Annotated in this window: 16 protein-coding genes; all 16 read right to left on the bottom strand. The window is 60.4% G+C overall.

Translation table 11 applies throughout. From position 1 onward, the window contains the following. Window positions 1-94: 94 nt before the first annotated feature. Entirely contained in the window at window positions 95-1,759 is a 1,665-nt protein-coding gene (locus NFR47_RS01160; protein ID WP_251213746.1) for a putative transporter, read from the bottom strand. Between the two features lie 83 nt (window positions 1,760-1,842). After that, the gene (locus NFR47_RS01155) at window positions 1,843-2,535 is read right to left on the bottom strand and encodes an LrgB family protein (protein WP_251213745.1); all 693 of its coding nucleotides are present in this window, start codon (window positions 2,533-2,535) and stop codon (window positions 1,843-1,845) included. Then, window positions 2,528-2,878, bottom strand: coding sequence for a CidA/LrgA family protein (locus tag NFR47_RS01150; RefSeq protein WP_251213744.1), 351 nt, complete (start codon window positions 2,876-2,878; stop codon window positions 2,528-2,530). The genes NFR47_RS01155 and NFR47_RS01150 overlap by 8 nt, the downstream gene beginning before the upstream one ends. A gap of 94 nt (window positions 2,879-2,972) precedes the next feature. Beyond that, complete coding sequence (locus NFR47_RS01145) at window positions 2,973-3,137, bottom strand: hypothetical protein (RefSeq protein ID WP_251213743.1); 165 nt, start codon at window positions 3,135-3,137, stop codon at window positions 2,973-2,975. Beyond that, window positions 3,128-5,488 carry a ferrous iron transport protein B gene (feoB, locus tag NFR47_RS01140; protein ID WP_251213742.1) on the bottom strand — a complete coding sequence of 787 codons (2,361 nt, stop codon included), beginning with the start codon at window positions 5,486-5,488 and terminating at the stop codon, window positions 3,128-3,130. The genes NFR47_RS01145 and feoB overlap by 10 nt, the downstream gene beginning before the upstream one ends. 149 nt (window positions 5,489-5,637) lie before the next feature. Next, window positions 5,638-7,035, bottom strand: coding sequence for a sialate O-acetylesterase (locus NFR47_RS01135; protein WP_251213741.1), 1,398 nt, complete (start codon window positions 7,033-7,035; stop codon window positions 5,638-5,640). A gap of 5 nt (window positions 7,036-7,040) precedes the next feature. Next, entirely contained in the window at window positions 7,041-8,612 is a 1,572-nt protein-coding gene (locus NFR47_RS01130; protein ID WP_251213740.1) for a calcineurin-like phosphoesterase C-terminal domain-containing protein, read from the bottom strand. Between the two features lie 80 nt (window positions 8,613-8,692). After that, window positions 8,693-10,690, bottom strand: coding sequence for a metallophosphoesterase N-terminal domain-containing protein (locus NFR47_RS01125; protein WP_251213739.1), 1,998 nt, complete (start codon window positions 10,688-10,690; stop codon window positions 8,693-8,695). Between the two features lie 29 nt (window positions 10,691-10,719). Beyond that, complete coding sequence (locus NFR47_RS01120; protein ID WP_251213738.1) at window positions 10,720-12,570, bottom strand: DUF5017 domain-containing protein; 1,851 nt, start codon at window positions 12,568-12,570, stop codon at window positions 10,720-10,722. 18 nt (window positions 12,571-12,588) lie between these two features. Further along, window positions 12,589-13,590: a DUF5017 domain-containing protein gene (locus tag NFR47_RS01115; protein ID WP_251213737.1), complete on the bottom strand. Its 1,002-nt coding sequence runs from the start codon at window positions 13,588-13,590 to the stop codon at window positions 12,589-12,591. 19 nt (window positions 13,591-13,609) lie between these two features. Then, complete coding sequence (locus NFR47_RS01110) at window positions 13,610-15,199, bottom strand: RagB/SusD family nutrient uptake outer membrane protein (protein WP_251213736.1); 1,590 nt, start codon at window positions 15,197-15,199, stop codon at window positions 13,610-13,612. Between the two features lie 18 nt (window positions 15,200-15,217). Beyond that, complete coding sequence (locus NFR47_RS01105; protein WP_251213735.1) at window positions 15,218-18,355, bottom strand: SusC/RagA family TonB-linked outer membrane protein; 3,138 nt, start codon at window positions 18,353-18,355, stop codon at window positions 15,218-15,220. Between the two features lie 29 nt (window positions 18,356-18,384). Further along, window positions 18,385-20,175, bottom strand: a complete 1,791-nt coding sequence (locus NFR47_RS01100) for an L-fucose isomerase (protein ID WP_251213734.1) — start codon at window positions 20,173-20,175, stop codon at window positions 18,385-18,387. Between the two features lie 28 nt (window positions 20,176-20,203). Further along, entirely contained in the window at window positions 20,204-21,667 is a 1,464-nt protein-coding gene (locus NFR47_RS01095; RefSeq protein WP_251213733.1) for a sulfatase family protein, read from the bottom strand. Further along, window positions 21,664-23,148: a sodium:solute symporter family protein gene (locus NFR47_RS01090; RefSeq protein WP_251213732.1), complete on the bottom strand. Its 1,485-nt coding sequence runs from the start codon at window positions 23,146-23,148 to the stop codon at window positions 21,664-21,666. Before NFR47_RS01090 ends, NFR47_RS01095 begins: the two co-directional genes overlap by 4 nt. A gap of 21 nt (window positions 23,149-23,169) precedes the next feature. Continuing rightward, window positions 23,170-24,087, bottom strand: a complete 918-nt coding sequence (locus NFR47_RS01085; RefSeq protein ID WP_251213731.1) for a dihydrodipicolinate synthase family protein — start codon at window positions 24,085-24,087, stop codon at window positions 23,170-23,172. Between the last annotated feature and the right edge of the window lie 27 nt (window positions 24,088-24,114).

Raw genomic sequence — 24,114 nt, 5'->3', positions numbered from 1 at the left:
GAATATTGCTGAGGCGTAGTTTATCTTCTACAAAGGTAGCACACCGGGTGCGCAAAAGCAAATTAATTCCGTACTTTCCTGCCGCGGCGCCGGGTCAGAGTGCAAAAAGAATGAATATCTGCGCCGTGAGCACCCGCAGGAACATGACCACCGGATAGACCGTGGAATAGCCTACCGCGGGCATGTCGTTGCCTGCCGTGGCATTGGCATAGGCCAGCGCAGGCGGGTCGGTCGTCGCTCCGGCAATCAGTCCCATGAGCGTGTAGTAGTTCATCTTGAGCCACAGACGCGCCACGAGCCCCACGATCAGCAGGGGCACCACCGTGATGATGACGCCGTAACCTATCCAGCGGTAGCCGCCGCCGACAACCGCGTCGACGAATCCGTCGCCCGTACCGATTCCGACCGCCGCAAGAAACAGCGCGATGCCGATTTCGCGCAGCATCAGATTGGCGCTCATGGTGGTGTAGGTCACCAGATGGAAGTGGGTGCCGAACCGGCCTATCAGAATCGCCACGATAAGCGGTCCGCCCGCCAGGCCCAGCTTCACGGGCTGCGGCACGTTCATCAGCGGAATCGAACCCAGCAAAACCCCTAAAGCGATACCTACGAAGATCGTCACTAAGTTCGGGTGGTCCAGCTTCTTAAGCGAGTTGCCCAGCACGTCGGCCACCTGCGCCACCGCCTTGGCCGTGCCGACCACCATCACCCGGTCGCCGATTTGGAGTTCGAGCCCCTGGTAGGGTATCAGGTCGACGCCCGCACGGTTCACGCGCGTAAGCGTAATGCCGTATTTGGTCCGGAGCCGCAGGTCGGAAAACTTCTTGCCGTTGACCGAGGGCTTGGTTATCAGAATGCGGCGCGAAATGAGTTCGGCGTCGGGCGTGTTGCCGCCCCACTCCTCGTCGGCCATCTCCACCCGGTGGCCGAAGAACGCCACGATGGCTTCGGTATCTTCGGCCTGGCAGATGACGCACAGGCGGTCGCCCGTGTGGATGACCGTGTCGGTGTCGGCCATCGCTATTTCGCCCGCCGAAGACATCACGCGCGAGATGACGAACTGGCGGTTGATCAGGTCGCGCAGATATTCCACCGTGCGGCCGTCGAGTATCTTGTTGGTGAACTCCACCGACACCTTGTCGGCGAATTTGTGTTCCTGCGAAAGCGCCGCGAGCCCTTCGTTTTCCTTCTCGAATTTCACGCGCAGGGCGTAGCGGATGAAAATCATCGTGAAGATGATGCCGACCACGCCGAGCGGATAGGCTACCGCATAGCCCAGCGCGATGGTCGGGTCGTTCAGCCCCGTTGCGTCGGCATAGGCCTGCTGGGCCGCACCCAGTCCGGGCGTGTTGGTCACGGCGCCCGAAAGAATGCCCACCATCGTGGGAATCGGGGTTCCGGTGACCATATGCAGGATATAGGCGGTCGCTACGCCCAGCAGCACGATGGCCGCAGCGCAGCAAACCAGCGTCAGCCCGCCGTGCTTGAACGAAGCGAAGAAGCCCGGCCCGACTTGCAGGCCTATCGAAAAGACAAAGAGAATCAGCCCGAATTCCTTGACGAAATGGAGCACGTCGCCGCTGACGGTCATGCCGATGCTGCTCAGCGCGATGCCGACGAACAGAATCCACGTGATGCCCAGCGAGACCCCGCCTATCTTGATTTTGCCCAGCAGAATTCCCAGTGTAATGGTCAGCGAGAAAATCAATACCGCGTGGGCGATGCCGCCGCCGAAAAAGAGGGATTGGAGCCACTCCATTTATCTGTCTGTTTTTGTGCTGTTTGACCTGCGTTACCTAACCAAACGCAAAAATAGTCGATTTTCCGGGAAATTTCCAGCGTTCAATACAGAAATTTTTCCATCCAGGGGGTCAGCAGGGCCGTCGCAAGCCCCATCAGCGCCATGGCCAGTCCGCTCAACGCTCCTTCGACCGCGCCTATTTCGATGGCCCGGGCCGTGCCGATGCCGTGTGCCGCCGCTCCGAGGGCGAATCCCCGGGCTTCGGGGTCGCGCACGCCGCAGCGGCGCAGAATCCATTCGCCGAAAATACTGCCGAAGATTCCCACGCAGAAGACCACCACCGAGGTCACCGAGACGTTGCCGCCCAGCGGTCCCGACACCGACACGGCTATGGGCACCGTGACGGATTTGGGGGCTATCGAGTTGAGAATCATCCGCTCGGCGCCGAATGCCTTGGCCGTGTAAACGACGCTCAGCACTCCTGTGACGCATCCGACGAGCGTAGCCACGCCTACGGGAACCAGGCTGCCGCGCAGCCGTTCGACCTGTTCGTAGAGCAGGTAGCCGAGCGCCACGACCGACATCCCCAGCGCGAAGTCGAGCATCCGGGTCGCTTCCTGATAGCGGGAGTAGGGGATGCCCGTTGTCTGCAAAAAGACAATCATGGCAACGAACGTGAGCAGTACGGGGTGCAGCAGAGCCAGCCGGGTCCGGCGGTAGATGATGCCGCCCAGGCAGAAAAGCCCCGTCGTCAGCGTGAGCAGAAAGAGGTCCGAGGAGATGAAGCTATTCATTCTTTCCGGGATTTTTGCGGTTGAGAATCTGATAGGTGCGGCCGGTTATGTAAAGTACCGCCACCGTCGAGACGATTCCCGCCACGACAATCGCCCACAGGTTGTCCAGAATGACATGGTACGATTCGATCAGCCCTACGCCGTAGGGAACGAAAAAGAGGGCCATGCTCCCCAGCAGGAACTTGGCGGCCGGGCGTACCTGTTCGGCATCGACCCACCGCAGGCACAGTGCCGCAAAGAGCAGGACCATGCCGATGATGTTTCCCGAGATGTGGTTCCCGGTCGCAAGGCTCAGCGCATTTCCCGCCAGCCAGCACAACAAGATGTAAAACACTCCGCGCATAACGGCCGCAAAGGTACGCAAACAATCGGCGGAATGAAACATTCCGTCCGAAAAAAAGCGGTCGGAGGTCGAACTTGCCAACCGGCCCGACAGGCTATTTCTTGCGGTTTTTCAGCGGGCAGCGGGTCGCACCGCATCCGGCACAGCCGCCCCGGCGCCGTCCGGAGACGAAGCACACGAACCGCCACAGCAGCAGGGCGACAATCCCGCCGAGGATGATTCCGACCGTATAATCCTGCCAGTCCATGTTCAGAGCCACAGCGCCAGGTGATAGACGCCCCATGCCGCGAGCCATGCCAGCAGCGTGTCATAGACCACCGCGGCCAGCGCCCAGTGCCATCCCGCTTCGGCGCCGATGGCCGTCACGGTGGCGATGCACGGGAAGTACAGCAAAATGAACACCAGAAACGCCAGCGCCGTGGCGGTCGGGAAATCGCCGCTCGCCCTCAGCCGCCGCGGCAGGGTAGCCGCTTCGTCGGCCGGGTCGCCGTTTTCCGAATAGAGCACTCCTAAGGTGCTGACTACGATTTCTTTGGCCGCCACGCCCGATAACAGCGCCACGCCCGCTTTCCAGTTCATGCCTATCGGCTCGAAAACGGGTTCGCAGCCCTTGCCGATACGGCCCAGGTAAGAATTTTCGTAGTGCGCGGTTCCTCCGGCGCTCTCCTCCGTGCGGGGATAATAGCTCAGAAACCATACGATGACCGACGCTATCAGAATCATCCCGCCCATCTTGCGCAGGTATTGCGCGCACTTGTCCCACATGTGCGCCAGCGTGGTTTTCCACGTCGGCAAGCGATAGGGGGGCAGTTCCATGACGAACGGCGTCTCGTCCGCCCGAAAGAGGAAGCGCCGCAGCAGACGCGCCGTCACGACGGCCACCGCCACCCCCAGCACATAGAGCCCCGTCATGACCCATCCGGCGTGTGCCGTGAAGAACGTTCCGGCAATCAGTATGTATATAGGCAGCCGCGCGCTGCACGACATGAACGGAGTTATCAGGATGGTTATCAGGCGGCTGCTCCGGCTCTCGATGGTCCGGCATGCCATGACGGCCGGAACGTTGCAGCCGAATCCCATGACCAGCGGGATGAACGACTTGCCGTGCAGGCCGATGCGGTGCATCACCCGGTCCATGATGAACGCCGCACGGGCCAGATAGCCCGAATCCTCCATGAACGAGATGAACAGATAGAGCACCATGATATTGGGCAGAAATACGATGACCGCCCCCACGCCGCCTATGACCCCGTCCGCAAGCAGGTCGCGCAGCGCCCCGGGAGGCAGCAGCGCATCCACGCCCCGGCCGACCCAGCCCACCAGCGTGTCGATCCACCCTTGCGGATAGGCGCCCAAATAGAACGTGCACCAGAACATCAGCCACATCAGAAAGAAGAAAATCGGGAAGCCCCACAGCTTGTGCGTCACGAACGAATCTATCAGCGCCGTGGTCGTCGCTTCCTCCCGGCGGCCGGGGGTGTAGGTCTCTTTCAGCGCGCCCGATATGAAGCCGTATTTCTGATTGGCGAACGCCGTTTCGACGTCTTCGCCCAGCGCCTTGGTTATCCGCTCCGCTTCGCGGGCCGCCGTTTCGGCCCACACCGGATAGCGTTCGCAGCGGCGCAGCTGTTCGTTCACCTGGCGGTCGCCTTCCAGCATCTTCATCGCAAAGTAGCGGGGCGGGAAGGCCTTGGGCAGTTGGCCGTGGTGCTCGTTCATGTCGCCGTTCAGTCGCCGAAGCCCCTCTTCGATGACGCTGCCTTGACCGATATGGATATGCCGCACCCGTTCGTCCTGGTTTTCGTAGACGGCTATGACCGTGTCCAGCAGGGCTTCGATGCCCTTGCCGTTGCGCGCTTCCACCGGAACCATCGGCACGCCCAGCATCCGGCCCAGACTTTCGTAGTCGAGCTGCGCGCCGCTTGAGGTAAGTTCGTCGAACATATTGAGCGCCACTACCATGCGCGGATTTATGTCTATCAGTTCGGTCGTCAGATAGAGGTTGCGTTCCAGGTTCGACGCCACCACCGAGTTGATGATTACGTCGGGTGTCTCCTCGGCGATGTGGGCCCGGACGAACAGTTCTTCGGGCGTATAGGCCGAGAGGGCATAGGTCCCCGGCAGGTCGGTTATCTGAAACCGGTAGCCGCGGTAGTAGCGCACGCCGCTCTTGGCGCCCACCGTCACCCCGCTGTAATTGCCCACATGTTCGTGACCGCCCGAAATCGCGTTGAACAGCGATGTCTTGCCGCTGTTCGGATTGCCCACCAGCGCCACGCAAATCGTGTGGCTGCGCGTGCGGACCAGTTCGTCTATCGCGTCGTCGCCCGGAACCGCTTCGACCGAAGCGTGCCGCTCCGGCGCCTTGAGCAGTTCGTGCGCTTCGCTGTCCGAAAATACCTGTATCATTTCCGCTTCGCTGCGCCGCAGCGATACGTCGTAGCCCATGATCCGGTATTGAATCGGGTCCTTGAGCGGCGCGTTCAGGATCACCTCCACCCGTTGGCCGCGGACGAATCCCATTTCCATGATCCGGCGGCGGAAGCCTCCGTGGCCCAGTACTTTCAGAATCGTCGCCGATTCTCCGGTTTTCAGTTCGGACAGTCGCATATCGAGGAGTTTTTCATGCAGCATTTTCTCGTCTCAAAGTTACTCCTTTTGTCCCGTTCCCGCAATCCCCATTTCTCGGTATTTCGCCCCAGGCCAGCAAAAAGCCGGGCAGGTTCTCCCCGCCCGGCTTCGTACTCCGTCAATGATTCTCAATCCGCGTCGCTTCGGAAAGGGGCCACAGGGAGTCCCGCGGCATCGAACAGATTGCCTGTTGCTCCGTCGCTGAAGCAATAGCGCACGGCTGTCGGACGCGCAACCCGTTTGCTCCGGACCACCAGCTTGTCGCCGTCGATTCTGCCCTCCGCCGGAACGAATTCCATCGAAGCGTCGCACATTTCCAGCCCGGCGATACGCTTCCCGCGGCATACGAGTCCGCCCTCGGCATTGTCGAACGTCACGATGACCGCCGAGCGCTTGAATTCGGCCGACCGGAACGAAGCATGTTTGTACTTGCTCACCGTCTGCCCGTACACCTCGCCCAAAGCCCAGTTGGCCAGCCGGTCGCCGACCCCCTTTTTGTAGCGGGGATGGATGTTCGTCACGTCGTCGACCAAATCGGCGACAACCGCCATGCCCGTTCCCGGAACCGCAGCCGCCACACGTGCCTGCTGTTCGCGTACCAAGGCTCCGGCAATGCCTCCCTCCGTGCGGGCATAGGGCGCTATCTGCACGAAATAGAAGGGCAGCTGCCCTCCGAATGCCCTGCGCCAGCTCTCGATCATCATCCGGAATTCCGCGCCGTAGAGTTCGGCGTTCCGTTTGTTGGCTTCGCCTTGGTACCAGATTACTCCGGCAAAAGCCGTTTTGAGCAGCGGGGCGATCATCGCATTGTAGGCCGAACCGATTCGCCAGCCTTGTCTGCTTCGGGGATATTTTTCCCACGCCGCGACCATCTCCGCATTCCCGGCCATCGCCTCCGCAGGCGTCCATATTTCCACCGGAGTTCCGCCCCACGAGGCGTTGACAAGTCCCACGGGCTGCCCCAGCTCGGACGCCAGCCGTTTGCCGAAGAAGTAGCCCACCGCACTGAACCAGCGGGCGCTTTCCGCATCGCAGACCTGCCAGCACCCCTCGCAGTCGTCCTGCGGGTAGACCGAGCTGTTTTTCGTCACCGTGAACAGACGTATCTGCGGATTCATCGGCCGCGTCAGTTCCTCCTGCATGTCGACGATTCCATGTTCCGCGCTCCAGTTCATGTTCGACTGGCCGCTGCACAGCCACACCTGGCCTATCAGTACGTCGTCGATGGTTTTCTCGGCTTTCTTGGTTCTGAACGTAATCGAGTGCGGTTCCGCCGAGGCCGCAGGGGTGCGAAGTTCCACGGCCCAGGCCGTGTCGAAGCCAGCCTTGGCCGTCACCTCCCCGCCCCACGACGGGGCCACCGTTACCGTCGTGTTCGGATCGGCCCAGCCATGCAGCCGGACCGTCGTATCAGCTTGCAGGACCATGTGGTCGCCGATTGCCGACGGCAGCCGCAGTATCGGCTGCGCCAGGGCCGTTGCGGCGGTCAGCAGACAGATAGCCCCCGCCAACAGCAGTTTTTTCATCGTCTTCATCGCATGTCCCAGCTGAAAGGTTTGGGCCGCACGACCGTCTGCCGCCAGCTGTGCGAGAATCCGTCGCGCACAACGATTTCCAGCGGCGTGCCGGCTTCGGCCGCAACCACCCTAAACAGGTGTTCGGTCCGGGCCGGAGAAAAGGCGTTTCCGGTTTCGGGGACTTCGCCCTGCGATATGCAGCGGTAGAGCGGGTCGTAGCCGGCAATCCGTTCCACCGGAAGTTTGCGGCCGTTTTCGCGCACCGTTATCTTCCACGCCGGGTCGTAGTTGAATACGTTGATCCACACTTCGTTGCTCCCCGGTTTGCCGCCGTATTGTTCCGGCACGGCGTTCATGTCGTAGACCCGGAACTGACAGCTGTCGACAGGCTGTCCCAGCGCCTTGTAGCTCCACGATATTTTCTTCCCGTCCACCCGGTAGATGGCATAGCCGCCGGGCGTGCCGTCCTTGGCCATGTGGCGGCGCCCTTCGCCGTAGAGTTTCCACGACGATGCCGCCACCGCCACGTTGTTGTGTTCTCTGAGGTGTTTCGAGTGGACATAGTGGCGGTTCACATGGGTGTGGCCCGTCAGCAGGCAGACTTTTCTGAAGCCCGCCAGCTTGGCCAGCAATTCGTCGGCCGCCCCTTCTTCCGTAAACTTTTGTTTCAGCTGTGCCCGGCCGTTTTTCAGCGCCTTGCATCCGAACAGCGGGGCGTGCATGCAGACGACAAGGGGCGTCGATTTCTTCACATGGCTCAGGTCCTGTTCCAGCCAGCCGAGCTGCGTTTCGTCGATGCAGACCCTGAAGTCCCAGCGGGTTTTCCCGTTTTCCAGTTTGCGGGGGCCCAGATAGACGATGTTGTCGAGCATCACATAGTGGACCTTTCCCAGGTTGAACGAGTAGTAGTTCGGGCCGATCACCCGGCGGTAGGTTTTCACCGCCGTCGAATCCCACGCTTCGGGCCTATGGTTTCCCTTGGGGTCGTTGTCGTGGTTGCCCATGCCGTGGTAAATCGCAATGGACGGGATGCGTTCCATCTCTTTCAGATACTCCGGCAGGCCGAATCTGTTTCGGTACCAGCGCGAATCGGTCGTCATGTCGCCCAGGGTCAGCGCATATTGTTTGCCAGGGGTCGTGCGCAGGGTTTCGCGGAAGTCCGGCACGAATTTCTCCCGGAATTGGCGGATGTCCTGCTGCGCCACCGTGTTCGTCAGGTGGATGTCGTTCAGTACGAACAGCGTGTAGCGGTCGTTCTCCGCCCTCACCAGCTCGAAGTCGGCGCGGTCTACCGCTTCGCCCGCCAGCGGCACGAAATGGCGCGGTATTACTCCGTCGGCTTCCACCTCGTAGCCCGAGGGGACCGACAGGAACACATAGCCGCACCGTTTGGAGGAGCGAAGTCCGTAGGTGCCTGCGGCATCCGTCACGGCCGTTCGTTCGCCGTCCGAAACAACAGCTCCCGCTACCGGTTTCCCATCGCAGCGCACCGTGCCCACAACATTGAATTCCTGGGCCGTCGCCGTCCGGAGCGCCAGCAGCAGACAGAGCGCCGGCAGTTTTTTCAAGAATACGATATGTTTCATCGGTTCACAAGAGTTTCAAGGGGCCGGTTCCCGGGCGAGCTTCCGTATCGGAACGCCCGCCCGGAATCGGCTCCGCGCCGTTATTGCATGTCCCACGTAAAGGCTTTCGGCCGGACTACCGTCTGCGTCCATTTGTTGCCCGCGCCGTCGGTCACCTCCGCTTCCACACTGCTGTCGGGTGCCGAAGCCGTCGCCACGAACATGTGCGGCACGCCCGTTCCCGGCAAAAAGGCGCTGCTCAGCCCCGTCACGCCCTCGGCCGCCAGCGAATAGAGCGGGTCGGGGCACCAGCTCTGAACCACCGGGATTTCGGTTCCGTTTTCGCGGACCTTGACCGTCCACGCCGGGTCCCAGTTGTATACGTTCACCAGCAGCTGGTTGCTCCCGGCATTGCCTCCGTAGGCCACAGGCACCGTATTGAGGTCGTAGACGATGAACTGGCATTCGTCCGCATCCCGGCCGGTGGCCTTGTAGCAGCGCGTCATCTGCTTGCCGCTGAACCGATAAATCGTGTAGCCCACCGGAGTGCCGTCCTTGCTCAGCTGCGGTTTTTCGGGGCCCAGAATCTGCCACGAGGAGCCCGACACCGAGATGTTGTTGTGTTCGGTGATCCGGTCCGAAATCTTGCAGTAGTAGTTCGTGTGGGTGTGGCCCGACATGATGTGCACCTGCTCGAACTTGGCGAACTTTTCCAGCAGCCAGTCCACCTGGTCGGGATTCGAGAAATTCTTGTTGGCCAGCAGCACGCCGTCGGCTATGCCGCTGTAACGGTACAGCGGCGCATGGGTCATCACCACCACCGGGGTCGCCGCGTCCACATGCGAAAGGTCCTTTTCCAGCCATCCCAGCTGCACGTCTTCCACATAGGTGTTGTAGGCGTTGGCTCCCGTGTAGACGATGTCGTCGAGCACCACGAAGTGCCATTGTCCCAGGTTGAACGAGTAGTAGTTCGGGCCGATCACCCGGCGGTAGGTCTCCACCGCCAGCGCGTCCCACACCTCCGAGGGTCCGGAGCAGCGGATGTCGTTGTCGTGGTTGCCCATCACATGCCAGATCGGAATCGCCCCGGCTACCCGCTCCATTTCGCCCAGATATTCGGGCAGGGCAAAGTTGTTGCGGTACCAGCGCGTGTCGGTCGTCATGTCGCCCAGCACGGTCGCATAGACCTTGCCCGGGGTCTGCGCCAGCATGGCCGCATAGTCGGGTGCGAATTCTTTGCGGAAACGCTGTACGTCGTCGGTCTCCTTCGTGTTGCTCAGGTGGATGTCGTTCATCACGAACAGGGTGAATTCATCGTTTTCCGCCTCGGTCAGCTCGAAGTCGGCCACTTCTTCGTCCGCACCGTCCAGCCGCACGAAGTTGCGCGGAATCAGTCCGTCCGCCGGCACTTCGTAGCCACTCGGCACCGAAATGAACACATAGCCCGTCCGCTTCCACGAGTGCAGTACGTATTTGCCGTTTTCGTCGGTCGTCGTCGTCAGTTCGCCGTCCGAAACGACCACGTCTTTCACAGGCGTTCCGTTGCAGCGCACCGTTCCCTGGACCGAGCTCGTCGCCAGCGGTTCTTCGGGTACGTCGTAGACAATCTTGCGGGCTATGGGCACCGCGCTCGCAAAGGTCGTCACCTGCGGTATTTCGACAGGCTTGCCCGCGTATGCGCGTTTCATGTAGACCGAAAGTTTCACTTCCTGGTCGGCCGTCGCATACATCATGTCCCGGTCCTGATAGATCGTGTTGGGCACCACCGCCCAGCCCTGGGGTTTGGCCGAGGCCGGCGCCACGATGTAGACCAGTCCGTCCATGCGGGTGGTGATCGTGCCGCCGTTGTTGGCTTTGCCCTTGCTCGTCAGCATCTCGAAGCCGTTGAAGTAGTCCGGGACGTTTGTCACCTTGTAGGCCCGGTCGGTGATGATCCGCGCGCCTTCCGCGAAGGTCTGTTTGCGGTAGCCCTCCGCTCCGCTCACAACGATCGTCTCGGCTGCGTGGTCGGCCGCATCGACCGGCGTCTCTTCGTGGCAGGCCCAAAGCAGCGGCATCAGGAGCAGCGCTCCCCATAGTTGTTTTATCGTCGGTTTCATGGTTTTCGTTTTTTTGTGTTTTCAGCTTCTCAGGGTTTTACCGTCACCGTAAAGCGGCAGACCGTTTCCGTTTCGTCGGTGAGCGTCTTGCTCCGGCCCACCAGTACGGTTTCGTAGGTTCCCGGTTCCGCAAACGCGTAGCTGAAGTCGCGGGGCATCTCCGTTCCCCCCCCCTTTACGGATTCGGGTTTGTCGGGACCGAAGTTCGAGACCTTGCGTTCCAGCTTGTTCGTCACAGCATAGGCGTCGCGGTCGCCGGTGGGTTTGCTCGAACACCAGAAACGCCACGGGAAAAATTCAACTCCGTCGTGTATGAATGTTGCGCCCCAATCGGAATAGTTTTTTGTCTCATCTGCATAATTGGCCCCATTGACAATATGAATATTTTCCTTAGTCTGCGACAAAATGACCGTACGGTTTTCTCCCTCCTGTCGGGTCGCCTGGATGTCGGTGAACCATACTCCGGTTCTTTCGTTCTTCAATGCATCGTATTTGTCGATATGATAGAAGAACGCAACATAAATATAAGGCGATTTTTCGTCATAGTACGAACTCAGATTCACTTCGCCCGAAGGTATCATGCGCCCTTCTTCCAAATAGCGGTCTTCCTTTGTCGGACCATTGTCCGCCCACGGTTTAGTCGGTAGGGTGAACCGGGCACTGATATCCGTCCACGTAGCCGCCAGGATGTTCGGTTCCTCGAACGTTCCGTCGAAATCGGTCGAAACTTTCACTTTCAGAGGATGCACCTGAGTTCCAGCAAGCGTTTGTAACTGCGCCCGGAACGAGAAGAAGACGTCCGAATACTCCAGACGGTCCTTATCGGCATATTCCCATTGGTGGAACTTTTCGCCCGAATAGAAGTCGACGGTCTCGGCTTCTCCGCTCAGCGCGAACACCACGGGTTCGCCGACCCGGCATTCCGTCACGGCTGCCGTCGCGTTGAACGCTTCGGCCGGCACGAATTCGTCCAGCGACAAAGCAGCATCCTGCCGATAGTTGCAGTTGGCCTTGAACGCAACAGCCGGAAGCGTCGTCGTGCAGGTCGAATTGTCGATGGCCGTCACTTCCAGCGCCAGCGTTCCCTCGGGGTGTCGGCCCGGAGCAAGCATCAGCCAAAAGCTCTGATAGTCGGTCTTGTTCAATACGGGCTGTTCTCCGAATACAAGCACGGCTTCTTTCTTTCCGTCGGTAATGTCGAGCGGGTCGTCCGCGACGGGTGCCGTCAGGTCCACCGTGCCCGCCCCGATCGTCAGCGGAGCCGCTTCCGACAGCAGCCGGATTCGCCGCACGGGTACGTCGACAGCCGTTCCGGGCGCCATCTTCAGCCGGATTTCCACCATCGCAAACAGGTTGCGGAACGTGAATCCGACCGGTGCCGGGTCCTCTTCGCTGAATACCCGCGTCACGGGCGCGGCCTTCATCACGCCCAGCCCGGCCAGATGTTCCGTCGAGCCCGGGCCGTTCTGCATCTGTTGGGTCGGCAGGACGACAGGCAGCGCGTTGGGCTCTGCGTCTGCATCTTCCGCGTAGGGATAATAGGCATAGAACGCCTGTTCGCCCCGGCTCCACTTGAAAATCTTGTCCAGGTCGGTCGACGCAAAAGTGCATTGCGACGGTTCGTTCCGTTCGGGAGCTGCGGCATAGGGGTAGTTGTTTCCCGCCGTGGCGCCCCGGCCGAAAATGCCGATGACATCGTCGGAACCCCATACGACGGATATTTCCGTGCCGTCCGCCTCCACGACCGTGCGGGTCGCGGCCGGACCGGCGCCCACAAAGCGCACGGCCGTTTCCGATGCCGCGAACGACGCTTCTACGGGAGCTTCCTGGCAGCCTGCGGCCAGGCCAAGAAGCCATATCGGTATAAGTATCTTTTTCATAATCCGCTTTTTTTTTCGTCAGTTGCTCCATTCGTCGTGGACCGGAGGTTCGATGGTTCCGGTGTCGTTCACCACCGTGATCCGCAGTTCGCGCACCGCGTCCTTGCGTCCGTAGACATTGGAATTCGAGGCTACGAACGTCACCGTGTATTCGCCCGGCTTGTCGTAGGTGTGGTGGAACGACTTCATCGTCGGGTCGGCCACCGCCTTGATGCCCACTCCGCCGTCGGGGCCGGAGTTCACGTCGTCCGGGCGGTACAGCGGGCCCGATACGGCCCGTATGCGCATGTCGGCGGTCGGCTTGTAGTCCGTGCGGAGCATGATGCGGCTCGTATTGACGTCGGGTTCCTGCGACTTGTTGTTATCGCGGTACCCGGCATCGAACACGAACTGGAATCCGGCGTTCTTGAGGTTGTAGATGGTCGTCGTTCCCGCAGGGGTGATTCCGTTGATGTTGAAGTTCATGATGTCCACCTGCGTGCGGCCGTTCTTCTTGCTGTCCGTGTATTTTGCCACATGATAGTCGTACAGCAGATAAATCGGCGAGCCGTCTTCCGGAAACAGTTCGTCTATGTAGAGCGTGCCCGCAGGCACCGACTGCTCCGTATCCGTCGGCAGCACGAATCGGTCGGAAAGGTCCGTCCACGTGGCTTTGTCGACGCTTTCTTCGGTGTAGGTTCCGTCGAAGTCGGTCGAATAGAAGACCGGAGCGTTCCGAGGATTGGCGTTTCCCTTGACTCCCGCCTTGGTCTGGGTCAGAAAGGAGAGGGTGGTCTCGGCCTTTTCGATACGGTCGCGGTCACGGTAGTCGTAGGCATTGCCCGGTTCGCCCGAGTAGAATACGATGAAGTCGGGATTTCCCGCCAGCGCGAATTCCACCGGTTCGCCCACCTTGAACACCGTGCCGGAGGCCGACGCCGCAAAGTCGGGCGTTCCGACTTTCTCTTCTTCGTTGCAGCCCGCCAGCCCCAGCAGGGCTGCCGCCGCCAGCAGACGCGTCGCTAATTGATAGTATTTCATGATTCGCAGTTTTTTAAGATTACCAGCCGTTGTTCTGGACCAGATAGGGGTTCACGCTCAGTTCGTAGGTCGGAATCGGCCACAGCACGTCGCGGCGCTGTACGTTGCCATAGTACAGCCGGGCCGCCACATAGTAGTTCGACGTATAGGTTTGCGGCACCGTCGAGCGGATCGACTGCATCCGGTCGTAGAATTCGCCCCAGCGTATCAGGTCGTCCTTGCGCAGCAGTTCGTGCCCCAGTTCGCGGGCGCGTTCGTCCTTGACGGCTTCCAGCAGCGACACCGCGCCTTCCACCGGCAGGTCGACCCCTTCGGCCGGCGCATTCAGGTCGCGTCCGTAGCCGCGGCGGCGTACCTTGTTCAGATGTTCGTAGGCCGCGGTCAGTTCGGTCGCGTCGCTTCCGGCATCCGCCGCCACCGCTTCCGCATACATCAGCAGGACGTCCGAGTAGCGGAGCAGCGGGAAGTTCGTCGACGTGTGGGTCGTGCTTTTCGGCGTTATGAGTTCGTACTCGCGGCGGAACTTGCCGCAGAAGCGTATCCACATGTTGTTCGCCGAGACCGTCTCCTTTTCGCCGCTGTCGCTCAGCGTGTAGTTCGCAATCGACCAGTCGCGGCGTTCGTCGTCCTCCTCGAACAGCTGGAAGAAGTAGGGCGTGGCCCGTATCGAGCCTATCGAGTAGCCCACTTCCGGCATGTCGGTGTTCGTGAACTTGATGCCGTTGTTGCGGCCTACCTGTCCCGCGGTCGTGCTGTAGGTGCCTACGTTGTTGCCATAGAATTCCACCTCGAAGATGCTTTCCCGCGTGTCGTACTTGTCTTGGATGTAGTTGATGAACACTTGTTGGTACGACGGGTTCAGCGCATGGCAGCCCGTGCCGATTACTTTCGCGGCATATTCCTTGGCTTTGGCGTACATTCCCGGTTCGTTCACCGGTTCGCCCGCCATGTAGAGACAGACGCGCGCAAGGATCCCCCACACGGCCGACTGGCTGATGCGTCCGCCGCATTCCACTTCGCCGATGGGCTTCACTTGTCCGGCCGCGGTTTCCATGTCTTCGATGATCTTCAGATAGACTTCGCGCTGCGGGGTCTGCGGAATCCGCACGTCGGAAAGTTTGCCCGAAGCAGGCGTGTGCAGCACCAGCGGCACGTCGCCGAAACGGGTCGTCAGCAGGAAATGATAGTAGGCGCGCAGAAAGAGCGCCTGCCCGCGGATGTTGTCGCGGTCGGCTTCGTCCATTTCGGGGTTTCCGATGTTCTCCAGCAGCAGGTTCGCCCGGCCGATTCCATCATAGAGGTCGCGCCAGTAGTTGCGGATTTTGCTGTCGGCAGGGTTCACGTCGTAGTAGCCGACCGTTCCTTCGTCCACGGTGTAGGTTTCGTAGCCGATGTCCGCCGACAGCCCCATGCGGCCCAGCATCATGGCTCCGTAGAGGCTCGTCTGGGCCAGCGTCGCATACACTCCGTTCAGCGCCGATTGCAGTTGCTCCTCGGTCTTGTAGTACTTCTTCGGGTCGATGAAGTCCTGCGATTCCGTGTCCAGCAGGCTGCAAGCATCCGCCAGCAGGAGCGACGCACAGAGCAGAATATATTGTACTTTTTTCATGTTCAGCGTGTTGTTGAATTAAAACGCAATCTTCAGCCCGGCCATATAGGTCCGGTTCCGGGCATAGGCCGAATAGTCGTAGCCCGGCGTCAGCGCCGAGTTGCGGGTCGACACTTCCGGGTCGAGCCCCGAATACCGGGTCCACGTCCACAGGTTCTGTCCCGAAACGAATATCTGTACGTTGTGAAGATGGATTCGGCGCACCCATTTTTCCGGCAGCGTGTAGCTCAGCTGTACGGTCTTCAGGCGCAGGAAAGAGCCGTCTTCAATGGTCCGCGACGAGTAGACGCCGCGCGGGCCCTGGCCTCCGGGGCGGAAATTGCGGCTCGTCGGGTTTTCGGGGGTCCAGTGGTCCACATAGGAGCGGAATTGGTTGATGTTCTTTCCGTTGTAGTTTCCCTCGAAGATAATGCGGTTGGCATTCATGATGTCGTTGCCGTAGCTCCATTGGAAAAAGATGTTCAGGCTCAGACCCTTGTAGGTGAAGTTGTTGTTGAATCCGCCCGTGTGGATCGGCGTGGCCCGGCCTATGATGACCATATCCTGGTCGTTCACCACTCCGTCGCCGTTCTGGTCCGCATACTTGATGTCGCCCGGTTGTATCGTCTCGCGGGCATTGCCGTTGGTCGGCACGCTCTTTTTCAGGACATAGGCACCTGTCGCATCCACTTCAAAGTCGTCGTAGCCGTAGACCCCGTCCCAGGCTATGCCGTAAAACGCCGCCATCGGGCCGCCCACACGCGCTATGTAGAGCGGCGTGGAGTTGAAGTCCGTCGTGAAAGCCACCGTCGAGAGCAGGCTTTCCTGCCCTTCGGCCAGCGCCATCACCCGGTTGCGGTTGAAGCTGATGTTGAGGTCCGAGGTCCACTCGAAGTCGCGGGTCTTCACGTTCACCGTGCTCAGCGAGAGTTCCAGACCGTCGTTGCGGACTTTACCCACGTTCTTGTACACCGACGAGTAGCCGCTCGTGAAGGGCAGATTCGCATTCAGCAGCAGGTCGCGCGTGGTCTTGCGGTAGAGGTCGGCCGTGAGGTTCACCCGGTTGCCGAACAGCGACAGGTCCAGTCCGAGATCTATCTGTTCGGTGCTTTCCCACGTCAGGTCCTTGTTTCCCAGGTTGTTCGGCACGACCGCTTCCGAGGGGGTCCCGTTGCCGAACGAATAGTAGTCCGACTGCGTCAGCGACGGATAGGTCGCAAAGTCGCCGATGCGGTTGTTGCCCGTCACGCCATAGCTCACACGCAGTTTCGCGTCGTCCACGAATTTCAGTTTGCGCATGAACTTTTCCTGGCCCAGGCGCCACGCGAACGCCCCCGACGGGAAGATGCCCCAGCGGTTTCCAGGCGTGAATTTCGACGAGCCGTCCGCACGGAACGAGGCCGTGAACATGTAGCGCGAGCGGTAGCTGTAATTCACACGGCCCAGCCACGACATCAGCGCATTCTCCGACAGCACGGCCGTCGTCGAGTAGGGTATGCCGTCGTCCATGCCGCTCATGCCCAGAAATTCGTGGGGTATGTACGAGGTTCCGAATCCGTAGTTCGACGATACGGTGCCTTGCATCGTGTAGCCCACCGTCACGTCGAACTTATGTTTGTTGTTGAATTCGCGTTTGTAGACCAGCGTGTTTTCGTTCATCCAGTCTTCCAGCACGCGTTCGCCGAAGCTCGCGTTCACGCCCTTGTTGTTCCCGGCCCGCGGGAATCCCTGGAAAGTCAGCGAGTTGTTGAATTCTTCCTGGCGGACCGTCTTCTTGCCGTATCCGGCCCGGACCGTCAGTTTCAGCCCGTCGACGATTTCCCACACCAGCTTCGCGTTCGACAGAAACGTCGTGGTCTTCTTGGTCGTGTTCTCGTTTTTGTTCGAGATGATGGGGTTCATCACGCTGGTGTCGTTTTCATCGTCGAACAGACTGTCGTCGTCTTTCGAGTTGAGAATGACCGGACGATAGGCCCATGTGCGGTACATCAGATAGGAGGCATACGCATTGGCCGACGCAAGTGACTTCGACGTGGTCTGTCCGTGGGTCCTGTCATGGGTGTAGTTGGCGTTTACGCCCAGATTCACTCGTTTGTTCAGTTTCGTGTCCAGCGATATGCGGCCTTGATACTTGCGGTAGCCCGAGTTGTCGATCACACCGTCCTGGTCCACCACCGAGCCCGATACCGCATAGCGTATCTGTTTGTTGCCGCCCGACACCGATACGTTGTGCGTGTGCATCAGCGCGCTGCGGAACAAGCGGTCCTGCCAGTCGATGCCTTCGTGCGTGCGGTAGAAGTCGAGCGTGCGGCCCGGCCGGGTCAGATAGCGGTCCAGGTTCGACGGGGCCCGTTCGATTTGGTAGACCACGAATTCGTAGGGCGTCATCAGTTCCATCCGTTTGGTCACTTCCTGGAATCCGACCGTTCCGTTGTAGGTCACTTTCGGTTTGCCCGCTTCGCCCTTGTTCGTCTCGATGATGATGACGCCGTTGGCTCCGCGCGAGCCATAGATGGCTGTCGCCGAAGCGTCTTTCAGCACCGTCAGCGAGGCTATGTCCGCCGTGTTGACCGCCGCGCTCGAAAAGTCCTCTATCGGGAATCCGTCCACCACATAGAGCGGCGAGTTGCTCTGCGTAAGGGAGTTCGCACCCCGGATTACGATGTCCATTTCCGCTCCCGGGGTTCCGTCGGACGAGGTGACCGAAACGCCCGCCAGACGTCCTTGCAGCGCCTGGTCGAACGACGCCACCGGCGCCTTCACCATGTCTTCCATCTTCACACGGCTCACCGTGCCCGTCACGTCCACCAGCCGTTGGTTGCCGTAGCCGATTTCCACGACCACGCTTTCGATCATCTTGGAGTCTTCTTTCAGCGTCACGTCTATGCGCGTCCGGTTTCCGACACGCACTTCTTCCGTCACGTACCCCAGCATCGAGAATACAAGCGTCTGCCCGGCTCCGGCTTCGATGGCGTATTTTCCGTCCGCGCCGACCGTCTGGCCCTTGTTGGTCCCCTCCACCAGCACCGCCGTGCCGACCAAGGGATTCCCGGCTTCGTCGCGCACTTCGCCCGTGACCGTCGCCGGACGCGGGTTCTGCCCCCAAAGCAGGGGCGAGCCGTAGCCAGGCAGCAGGAACGCGCATAGGCACAATCCTTTAAGTAGCATGTTTTTCATTGTTCGGGTTCATTTTAGGTTTCGGTTTTTCAGCGATACAGAGGCCCGTAGTTCCGGCAGGCGCGGTAGTCGGCGCCTTCGGGTTCGGAGCCGAACGCGGCCCAGGCCGTAGGGCGGAACAGTTCTTCCTGCGCTACGTTGTGCATCGACACCGGTATGCGCAGCATCGAAGCCAGCGTTATCAGGTCGGCGCCTACATGGCCGTAGCTGATGGCTCCGTGGTTGGCGCCCCAGTTGTTCATCACCGCGTAGACGTCGCGGAACGCCGTGTTGCCCGTCAGGCGAGGGGCGAACCACGTCGTCGGCCACGTGCGGTCGGTCCGGCGGTTGACGATGTCGAATATCTCGTCGTCCACGTTCACCGCCCAGCCTTCGGCTATCTGCAATACGGGACCCAGGCCTTTCACAAGATTCAGCCGGCACATCGTCATCGGCATTTCGCCGCGCGTCAGGAAGTGCGACGAGAATCCGCCGCCGCGCATGTATTCGCGGCCCGCAGGGTACCACGTCGTCGCTTCGAGACACGCTTCGGCCTCCCGTTCCCCGATTTCCCAGAACGGTTTCATCGCCGGGCTGCCCGCCGCATCCGTCTGGCGTCCCGTCGCATCCAGCGTGCACGAGCCCGAGTTTATCAGGTGGATGATGCCGCCCGCGGCCTTGCCCGTCAGACTGCGGCCCGTCACGCGCTTGACCGCTTCCGGCGACCAGAACGTGCGCACGTCGGCAAAGAGCTGCGCCCGGTTGGTCAGCAGGTGCAGCAGCAGCATCGACGCTCCGTTGAGCGTGTCGTTTTCAGTAGCGAACGTAATCGCTTCGCGGATGCCGTTCCAGTCGAACGACGAGTTCAGCACCGCTTCCGCAAAGTCACCGTCGGGCCGGAAGTCCGTCCATTGGCGCTGGCCCTGGAATCCGCCCGCTATGGCGTTGTGGCCCATCGCTTCTTCCTCGAATCCCATTTCGGCCAGTTTCGGATTGCCGTGCATCAGGTCGCGGAAAATCTGCGTCATCTTCACCGCATACTCCCATACTTCGTCTTTCTTCTCGCGGGAGTATACAAGGTGTTCCGGGTTGCAGTCGGCGCCTTCGCGGGGTTTGCAGTATTTCTCCACCCACGCCATCGCACGCGCGAATTCCTCCTTGTCGTAGATGCCCAGTTCCACCCGGCGTTCGATTTCCGAGCAGTCCACCGCTTCGCTGCGCATGCCGAGGTATTCCTGGAAGAAGTCCGGGTCGGGCATCGAGCCCGCAATGCCCATCGACACCGAGCCTATCGAGAGGTAGGATTTGCCGCGCATCTGCATCACCGCCACCGCCGCACGGCCGAATCGCAGCAGTTTTTCGCGCACGTCCGCCGGTATCGTCTCGTCCGTCACGTCCTGCACGTCGCGGCCATAGATGCCGAACGCAGGCAGTCCCTTTTGGTTGTGGCCCGCCAGCGCCGAGGCAAGATAGACCGCTCCCGGGCGTTCCGTGCCGTTGAATCCCCAGATGGCCTTGGGCATCAGCGGGTCCATGTCGATGGTTTCGGCGCCGTAGCACCAGCAGGGCGTCACCGATACGACGGTTCCTACGTTGTTGTCGCGGAATTTCTCGGCCGCTGCTGCGGCTTCGGCCACTCCGCCTATCGTCGTGTCGGCTATCACGCATTCCACAGGTGCGCCGTCCGCATAGCGGAGTTCTTCGCCGTACAGACGGGCCACCCGTTCGGCCATGCCCATCGTCATGGCTTCGAGCGATTCGCGGATTCCTCCGCGCCGTCCGTCGATAATCGGCCGGATTCCGATCTTCGGATGTCGGCCTGTCGGGATTGGGTTCTTCATTCTTCGGTAGTTTTATTTGGTTTTAGGTTCATTGCTGGTTTTCCCGCCGTTCGTAAATTTTCGGGTGGGGCAGCGTCGCGAAGTCTTCGTCTTCGATCATCTTGTAGGTCAGTTTCAGTATCAGATCGTCGCGTACGCTCCGCAGCGCCGGGTCGTCGGCCAGGTTGCGTTGTTCGTGCGGGTCCGTTTCCAGGTCGTAGAGCTCGAACATCGGCCTCGTCGGCGAGAAGTAGAGTTTCCCGAATCGCGGGGCCAGTTGGCCGCTTTCGTTCATCCGCGCCAGTTCGCGGAACATCTCCGTCTTCGCAAAGTCCACCGGCACCCACGGCTGTCCCGGCAGCAGGTTGTATATCAGTTTGTAGCGTTCGCCCACGATGCAGCGCATCTGGTCGAATACCGACGTGTCTTCGGGCAGCGAGTTCGTCGCATGGCAGCTGCGCACCGAGTAGACGTAGCGTTCTTCCGGTTCGGCGCCTTCGGTCAGCAGCGGCAGCAGGTTTTCGCCCTCCATCTCGGCAGGTACGGGCAGTCCCGCCGCCGACAGGCATGTCGCCGCAAGGTCCACATTCGACACCACCGCATCGGTCACCGCCGCCGGAATCCGTTCCGGCCAGCGTATCAGCAGCGGTACCTTGATTCCGTTTTCGTAGAGCGTTCCCTTGGCCATGAACTGCGCCCCTCCGTTGTCGCCCATGAAGATGACAATCGTGTTCTCCGCCAGCCCGTGGTCGTCCAGGTATTGCAGTACTTCGCCGAAATCCGAGTCCAGCCGATGGATTTCATCATAGTAGGCGGCCAGATATTCGCGTACGGCCCGCGTGTCCGGATAGAATTCCGGCAGCGTCAGCGACGCCGGGTCGTGGAGTTTCGGCGCATCGTAGGGGTGGTGCGGGTCCGAGTAGGAGAGTTGCAGGAAGAAGGGTTTGTCCTTGTCGCGCCGCGCCATGAACGTGCGGAACTGGTCGTTGATTTGTCCGTGGCAGGCTCCTTTCCGCGCATCGGCCACAATCATGCACGTGTCCAGCCGCTCCGGGAAGGTTTGGTAGCCGTGGTCTATGTAGTATTGTTCCACTTCCTTGATTCTGCCTACCCGGCCGCTCACCGCGCCGTCCAGATGATAGCCGCGGCCCGCTACGCCCGTGTAGTAGCCCTTTTCGCGCAGATACTCCGGAAATGCACGGAAGCGGCGCGCCAGCGTCACATTGAAGCGCGTCATGTTCACCGCCACCGGGCTCCGGCCCGTCATGATCGACGCACGCGAGGGTACGCTCTGCGGCGAGGTCGCATAGGCGCGGTTGAAGCGCACGCCCTCCGACGCGAAGCGGTCCAGATTCGGCGTCACGATGTCGCCGTTGCCGTAGCAGCCCACCGCAAATGCGCTTTGGTCGTCGCTCAGCACCAGCAGGATGTTCGGTTGTTCGGTTTGCGCCGCCGCGCTTCCGCCCAGTATTCCGCCGCACAGCAGCATGCCGGTTTTCAGTTGGCTTTTCATTTTTTCGTCGGTTTAGCGGTAAGCCGGGTCAGCAGGAATCCCGTCAGGAAGATCACCGTCGTCCCGAATACGATGGTCAGATAGGTGTGCAGCGGGCTGTGCACGACATAGAACGGCGAGCCGTCGTTGATAAGCGGCGAAAGGCTCATCCACGCGATGGTCAGCAGGCCCAGCACCACCGCCACCACGGCATGCGCGCGTTTCACACGCTGGCACACCACGCCCAGCAGGAACAGGCCCAGCATGCCGCCGCTGAAGATCGACGCCAGTTTCCACCACGCGTCCAGTATGCCGTCTATGCGCATCATCAGCAAGCCCACCACAATGCCCAGCGCTCCGATGACGAACGACGTCCCGTACAGGGTCGCCATGTTGCGTTTTTCCGTGAATTCCTTTTTCGACAGGCGTTTCGCGAAGTCGGTCAGTACGATGGTCGCCGACGAGTTGATGCTCGTCGCTATCGTGCTCATCCCCGCTGAGAAGAGCGACGCCACCACCAGGCCCGTCAGCCCCGTCGGCAGTCCGTGTACGATGAACCACGGGAATACCTGGTCCGACGGCAAGCCCTCCGGCAGCAGTTCCGGCTGCGCCGTGTAGTAGCTGAACAGCGCCGTTCCGATGTATACGAACACCAGCGACACCGGTATGTAGAGCAGACCGCCGAACAACGTCGATTTCACCGCTTCGGCCGTCGACTTGGTGGTCATGTAGCGTTGTACGTAGTTCTGGTCGATGCCGTAGTTCTGCATGTTCACGAACAGGCCGTATATCAGCACCACCCAGAACGTCGGTTCGGTCAGCGACAGCGAGAAGCTGCCCAGGCTGAATTTGCCGTGCGCCGCCGTTATGCCGAACAGTTGGCCCGGACCTTCGGGCATCGTGAACGTCAGTATCGCCGCGCAGGCTATCGCTCCGAATATCAATATGATGCCTTGTATCGCATCGGTCCACACCACGGCCGCTATGCCGCCCAGCAGCGTGTATACCAGCGTCGCTATCCCCGTGCAGATGATTATCGTCTGTATGTCCCAGCCGAACATCGTGTTGAGCGGCAGCGCCAGCAGCAGCAGTATCGAGCCTATGCGGGCCAGCTGGGTCAGCAGGTAGCACACCGCCACATAGCCCCGGGCCCAGTAGCCGAAGCGGAGTTCCAGGTAGTGGTAGGCCGATACGCTGTTCACATTGCGGTAGAGCGGGATGAAGACTTTCGCCGCCAGCCACGTCGCTATGGGTATCGACAGGCTGAATACGAACGGGTTCCAGTTGCCCTTGTAGGCGTCGCCCGGCAGTCCCAGGAAGCTGATGCTGCTCACGAACGTCGCAAATATCGACATGCCCACCACCCACGTCGGCAGCGAGCCTTCCGCCGCCGTGAAGGCCGCGGCTCCCTTGCGGCTGCGGAAATAGAAGCTGCACCCGAACAGGGCCACGCCGCCGACAAAGACAAAAAATACCAGGTAGTCAAGTATAGTTATTTCCATAGTCGTTTCCGTTTCGATAGGTTATTCCGCGCATTTCGCTCCCAGTGCTTCGAGCGCTTCCCGGATTCGCGTGCGTTCTTCCGCGCGGAATTTCCGATAGGGGTAGGAGAGGAAGTCGTCGCAGATGCCCAGGAGCGAAAGGGCGCATTTCACCCCTTTCAGGTAGCTCGACCCGTATTTTCCCACCGTGTAGACGGTCGTGCTGATTTGCATGATCCGGCGTTGGAGTTCGCGTACCCGCGCGATGTCGTGCGCCGCAGCTGCTTCATACATCCCCACATAGAGTTCCGGGAATATGTTCGCCCCGCCGTTCACTCCGCCGTCGGCGCCCAGCAGCACGCTCTCGCCCGTCAGTTCTTCGGGGCCTACATAGAGCGAGAATTCCGGGTCGTCGCCCAGGTGGTAGAGCAGCGTCTGGAAATAGTTCATGTTCGCCGAGCTGTCTTTCAGTCCCGCTATGTTCGGGTGTTTCGCCAGCGTCTTCACCGTGGCCGGCTCCAGGAATACTTTCACATGCGAGGGCATGTTGTACAGATAGAGCGGCAGGGGCAGCGCATCGGCCAGCGCCGTATAGTATTCGATCAGTTCCTGCTGCGAGGGGGCAAAATAGTAGGGCGGGGCGGCCACTACGCCCACGGCTCCGCACTTCGCCGCATGTTCGGCCAGCCTTACGCTCTCGTCGAACGCCGTGTCCGTCACGCCCACCAGCACCGGGACACGGCCCGCCGCCTGTTCGCATACAAGGCTCACGAATTCGTAGCGCAGCCGATAGGTCAGGTTCTGCGCTTCGCCCGTCGTTCCCAGTATGAATATCGCGTGCACGCCTCCTCTTATCAGATGTTCCGTCAGGCGGACCGTTCCTTCGCGGTCCAGGCAGTCGTTCCCCTTCAGCGGGGTAATCATCGGGGGAATGATGCCCCGCAGTTTCGTCGTTTGCATTCAGGTTGTTTGTTTATGGGTTGTTTT

The organism is Alistipes muris (assembly GCF_943193205.1).
GTDB classification, from domain to species: Bacteria; Bacteroidota; Bacteroidia; order Bacteroidales; family Rikenellaceae; genus Alistipes; species Alistipes muris.
The sequence above is the reverse complement of the archived record's forward strand: the minus strand, read 5'-3'. Positions and strand labels throughout refer to the sequence as shown.

Coding starts and splice junctions, on each gene's coding strand:
- NFR47_RS01160 (WP_251213746.1), bottom strand. CDS start 1,759: ATGGAGTGGCTCCAATCCCTCTTTTTCGGCGGCGGCATCGCCCACGCG.
- NFR47_RS01155 (WP_251213745.1), bottom strand. CDS start 2,535: ATGAATAGCTTCATCTCCTCGGACCTCTTTCTGCTCACGCTGACGACG.
- NFR47_RS01150 (WP_251213744.1), bottom strand. CDS start 2,878: ATGCGCGGAGTGTTTTACATCTTGTTGTGCTGGCTGGCGGGAAATGCG.
- feoB (WP_251213742.1), bottom strand. CDS start 5,488: ATGCGACTGTCCGAACTGAAAACCGGAGAATCGGCGACGATTCTGAAA.
- NFR47_RS01135 (WP_251213741.1), bottom strand. CDS start 7,035: ATGAAAAAACTGCTGTTGGCGGGGGCTATCTGTCTGCTGACCGCCGCA.
- NFR47_RS01130 (WP_251213740.1), bottom strand. CDS start 8,612: ATGAAACATATCGTATTCTTGAAAAAACTGCCGGCGCTCTGTCTGCTG.
- NFR47_RS01125 (WP_251213739.1), bottom strand. CDS start 10,690: ATGAAACCGACGATAAAACAACTATGGGGAGCGCTGCTCCTGATGCCG.
- NFR47_RS01120 (WP_251213738.1), bottom strand. CDS start 12,570: ATGAAAAAGATACTTATACCGATATGGCTTCTTGGCCTGGCCGCAGGC.
- NFR47_RS01115 (WP_251213737.1), bottom strand. CDS start 13,590: ATGAAATACTATCAATTAGCGACGCGTCTGCTGGCGGCGGCAGCCCTG.
- NFR47_RS01110 (WP_251213736.1), bottom strand. CDS start 15,199: ATGAAAAAAGTACAATATATTCTGCTCTGTGCGTCGCTCCTGCTGGCG.
- NFR47_RS01105 (WP_251213735.1), bottom strand. CDS start 18,355: ATGAAAAACATGCTACTTAAAGGATTGTGCCTATGCGCGTTCCTGCTG.
- NFR47_RS01100 (WP_251213734.1), bottom strand. CDS start 20,175: ATGAAGAACCCAATCCCGACAGGCCGACATCCGAAGATCGGAATCCGG.
- NFR47_RS01095 (WP_251213733.1), bottom strand. CDS start 21,667: ATGAAAAGCCAACTGAAAACCGGCATGCTGCTGTGCGGCGGAATACTG.
- NFR47_RS01090 (WP_251213732.1), bottom strand. CDS start 23,148: ATGGAAATAACTATACTTGACTACCTGGTATTTTTTGTCTTTGTCGGC.
- NFR47_RS01085 (WP_251213731.1), bottom strand. CDS start 24,087: ATGCAAACGACGAAACTGCGGGGCATCATTCCCCCGATGATTACCCCG.